This window comes from Blautia sp. CAG:257, assembly GCF_000433815.1.
Classification (GTDB): domain Bacteria; phylum Bacillota; class Clostridia; order Lachnospirales; family Lachnospiraceae; genus Blautia_A; species Blautia_A caecimuris.
Genome location: NZ_HF999027.1, coordinates 1 through 4,105 on the forward strand (window position 1 = coordinate 1; position 4,105 = coordinate 4,105).

Below are 4,105 nucleotides of genomic sequence, written 5' to 3' on the forward strand. Positions count from 1 at the left end.
GACGGAACATAGGGCAGGTTGGAGCGAAGGGAAATCCCCGGCGCCTGTTTTTTCCTGATCTCCAGGGTATCATACATACGCACAGTCTGCATGATCATGCGCACCTCATGATATCCGTCCTCCCTTTTGCGGATCACATCAAGTCCAAGATTGATTTTTGCCATTGCCCTAAGACGCATAAGCCATTCCTCTGTCCTTTCGTACTTTATCTTTTATACTTTTTATTATGCACTGCCGTAAAATCTGTGGACAGCAGCGTTTTTTTCTGTACTTTGTATACAATTCTTTGCAAATATTTTATATGATTTTTACAGGAATTTCAATAGTCATTGTTCCACTTTTTTTATAAGGAGCAGAGGCTGCCCCACAGAGATCTCTCCGTCCTTCAGTTCATTGACTGTACTGATCTCCTCCACTGTAGTATAAAATTTCTTTGCGATATCCCAGAGAGAGTCTTCCGGTTTTACCACATAAACAGTAATTCCCGGCATTGCCCGCACCTTTTCCTCATCCAGAGGCTGCTCCTCCACCTTATCTATGACCATTGTTTCCTGACAGCTCATAACAAGAAGATTCAGGCTCACAGTTGCCCTGATCTCTATTTCATCACTGTCCACCATGGAAGTGGCAAGCTGTTCCAGATCTGCATGAAGATAATACACACTCTGCTCTGTGATTCCGCCTGCTTCCACCATCTGAGTAAAGGGAATCATGGTCTCCATGGAATAAAACGGCATATCGTCATTTCCCACAATATAAAGGATTTTAAGCTGAACAATACCGTCTACCTGCACGCCGCCCTCTACAATCCTTGTTTTATCCACCTTCACCTGTCCCTGGCTGTGACAGATCTGAAGAATCTTCCCTCTGGTCTCCTTCATTTCGATCCTGTCAGACAGCCTGCACTTGGAAAAATTCCGGATCAGCAGACTTTCCAGAGCCTCTGTTTTTCCTTTTGGAATACACTGGCGCAAAGGCGTATATACATCCAGGACCACCTCATGCTCTTCCTCCCGGTAAAGCTTCATATCCACTTCCAGTACCATATCTGCCATCAGAAGCCGTTCCTCCCCGTCAGAATCCGGCTTCACCTCCACTGACTGGCTGATCACGGCAGCCTCCATATTGGGGATCATATCTGCCGTACATCCCGGACACTCCACCTCGCCGGAAAATGGAACCGAATATTCCAGCCACTGATGTGTCCTTCCCTCATCATCTCCGGTATAGAGCACAAATACATACAGCTCTCCCTTTGCCTTTACTCTGTCCTCTTCAGGCCGAAGATCAAGGCTCCGGACTTCTGCAGTGTGCCACAAAAGCTCTGCTACATTGGGCTTATTGGAGGATAAAACAATCTCCTCCTTTTTGCGCAGAGTGTCCTTTTTATGTACGGCAAGACTTAAAAGCTTCATGGGCTTCTTTTTTACGGAAACAGTTTCATCGTCCACAGCCACAGGCAGACGGATTCCTGCCAGCTCATCCACAACTGCATAAAATGTCACTACTGCCTTTATGTTCAGCTTTCTGGAATGGATCAGATGAAGACTCAGATCCTCGATCTCCCATTTCAGGCACATTTTATCTCCGCTTACAATTCCCTCCAGATTCAGTGTCTCTTCCACAGGAAGCTTCGCAGAAAGACTGTACACTCTTCCTTCCTCTTCCCCCACATAAAGAAGATCTACATTGAGGCTTCCGCGGACAAAAGCGTGCCCGTCATTTAAACGGACCTCCTCCACCTCCACCTCTCCTTTATTCTGGATCATTCGTCCGATATCCGGCTTCACATCCGGAACATTGTAATCAGCATCAAAGGTTACCTGACTGGTTGCCCGGCTTTTTACCCGCAGCATCTGAATATCTTCTTTTTTTAATTCCACTTTTCTTTTCCTCCTGTCATTATTGAAACTGTACCGGTTCCTTCCGGTACTGTATTTTTACTGCTATATACGGATAGGACGGCGCTCCGCTCTGTTCTTCTGCAGAGGGACCCATCAGCTTTGTCTCAAAAAATACAGCCGTGGAAGAAGCTGAAAGCTCTTTTACCTGAATGCTGTATCCGCCGCTCATCTGTTTTCCGTAGCCTCTGATCAGATAAAGCTCTTTTCCGCTCTGATATGTGACCCTGAACTCTGAAGCCTTTTTTTCTTCCACAAGTGCAGCCGCTTCCTCAGGAAGCTGTTCCGGTTCCACCACCTCATACTCAAGAGGCATTCTTTTTTCTTCCTCGATGCGCACCAGCCGGCAGCCTCCCAGAGACAGAATCAGAATCAGATAACAGACCAGAAGGACTATCTTTTTCATAATGCCACCCCAATCCGTTCCTTGATAAGTATTGTATGTAATTGCCAAAAGATTTATTGCAACAATTTCATTTAATTTGTATAATGTTACTATTAAGGCAGCCGCACATGATATGGGCTGCCGTATACGAAAGAGGTACGATTATGATTCGCTTTTTACTTGTTGCTGTCATAGTGATCGGATTTCTGATTCTTTCCATTCCTGTTCTTATTGTAGAATGGATCATTGGTAAATTCTCTCCCATGACAAAAGAAATCAGCTCTCTCCGGCTGATCCAGGGCGCTTTTAAATTTATTCTGTGGGTTGCCGGAACAAAGATCACTGTGATCGGCGAAGAAAATGTCCCAAAGGATACTCCTGTGCTTTACATCGGCAATCACAGAAGCTATTTTGACATTCTTCTCACCTACAGCCGCTGTCCTATCCGCACCGGCTATGTGGCAAAAAAAGAAATGGAAAAGATTCCCCTTCTGTCAAACTGGATGAAATATCTGCATTGTCTGTTTCTTGACCGTAAAGATATCAAGCAGGGGCTGAAAACCATCCTCACTGCCATTGAAAAAGTAAAGTCAGGAATTTCCATCTGTATTTTCCCGGAAGGCACCAGAAATAAGGCAGAGGACGAAACAGAGCTTCTTCCCTTCCATGAGGGAAGCTTTAAGATCGCCTCCAAATCAGGCTGTCCCATTATCCCCATTGCCATGAACAATACGGCGGAAATTTTTGAAGCCCATTTTCCAAAGATCAGACCCTGTCATGTGATCGTGGAATACTGTAAGCCCATTTATGTAAAAGAGCTGGACAAAAATGACCAGAGACATCTTGGAGAATACACACAGAATATTATTCTGGAAACAATTAAGAAAAATAAAGATCTTGTATAAGCTGTTCATTACATGCGGTCCGGACAAAATCTTCTGAAAAGCTGATTTCTTCCGGAACCGCATTATTTTTAAAGGGAGGAAAATGTTATGAAATACCGTACACTTGGAAAAACAGGTCTCAAGGTCAGCGAGATCGGTCTTGGAGGCGAATGGCTGGAACGCCACAACACAGAAGAGGTAAAAGAGATCATTGATGTTTGTCAGAAAGAGGGCATCAACATCCTGGACTGCTGGATGTCCGAACCAAATGTCCGCTCCAATATCGGAAATGCCATCAAAGACTGCAGGGACAAATGGATCATTCAGGGACACATTGGTTCCACCTGGCAGAACGGTCAGTATGAACGTACCAGAGAGCTGGACAAGGTGGATGAAGCTTTCCGTGATCTTCTTACAAGAATGCAGACAGATTACATTGATCTGGGCATGATCCACTTTGTTGACAGCCCTGAGGAATTTAAAGAAATCATGTCCGGCGAATTTATTGCCTATGTCCGGAGCCTGAAAGAAAACGGAACTATCCGCCACATCGGAATGAGCACCCACAACCCCACAGTTGCAAAAATGGCCGCTCTTCATGGCGAAATTGAAATGATCCTGTTCAGCATCAACCCGGCCTTTGACCTTCTGCCTCCAAGTGAAAATCTGGACGATTATTTTGTGGAAAAATACGCGGACGGCCTGAACCGTATTGATCCGGAAAGGGAAGAACTTTACCGTATCTGCGAACAGGAAAATGTAGGCATCACTGTTATGAAAGGCTATGCAGGGGGAAGACTTTTTGATGCAAAAACCTCTCCTTTCGGCGTTGCGCTTACGCCTGTCCAGTGTCTCCACTATGCTCTGACCCGCCCGGCTGTGGCAAGCGTTATGGCTGGTTTCGATTCACCGGAGCATGTATATCAGGCTGTTGC

At 45.4% G+C, this 4,105-nt stretch carries 4 protein-coding genes and 1 pseudogene; 2 read left to right on the forward strand and 3 right to left on the reverse strand.

Going from position 1 to position 4,105, the window contains the following annotated elements; genetic code table 11:
- The 3 genes and pseudogenes from QVP40_RS13855 to QVP40_RS04580 form a co-directional block, all read right to left on the reverse strand.
- Positions 1-179: pseudogene (locus tag QVP40_RS13855) on the reverse strand (4-(cytidine 5'-diphospho)-2-C-methyl-D-erythritol kinase); the annotation flags it as partial.
- A 147-nt stretch (positions 180-326) separates the two neighbouring features.
- Positions 327-1,883 (reverse strand): DUF3794 and LysM peptidoglycan-binding domain-containing protein, encoded by a 1,557-nt coding sequence (locus tag QVP40_RS04575; protein ID WP_022067309.1) that lies wholly within the window; start codon positions 1,881-1,883, stop codon positions 327-329.
- A 19-nt stretch (positions 1,884-1,902) separates the two neighbouring features.
- The gene (locus QVP40_RS04580; protein WP_022067310.1) at positions 1,903-2,307 is read right to left on the reverse strand and encodes a protease complex subunit PrcB family protein; all 405 of its coding nucleotides are present in this window, start codon (positions 2,305-2,307) and stop codon (positions 1,903-1,905) included.
- A 143-nt stretch (positions 2,308-2,450) separates the two neighbouring features.
- Between QVP40_RS04580 and QVP40_RS04585 the strand changes: the two genes are divergently transcribed.
- Together QVP40_RS04585 and QVP40_RS04590 are read left to right on the forward strand one after the other, a co-directional pair.
- Positions 2,451-3,191, forward strand: coding sequence for a lysophospholipid acyltransferase family protein (locus tag QVP40_RS04585; RefSeq protein ID WP_022067311.1), 741 nt, complete (start codon positions 2,451-2,453; stop codon positions 3,189-3,191).
- An 87-nt stretch (positions 3,192-3,278) separates the two neighbouring features.
- Positions 3,279-4,105, forward strand: an 827-nt coding sequence (locus QVP40_RS04590) for an aldo/keto reductase (RefSeq protein WP_288200327.1), incomplete at its 3' end; no start/stop codon positions are given.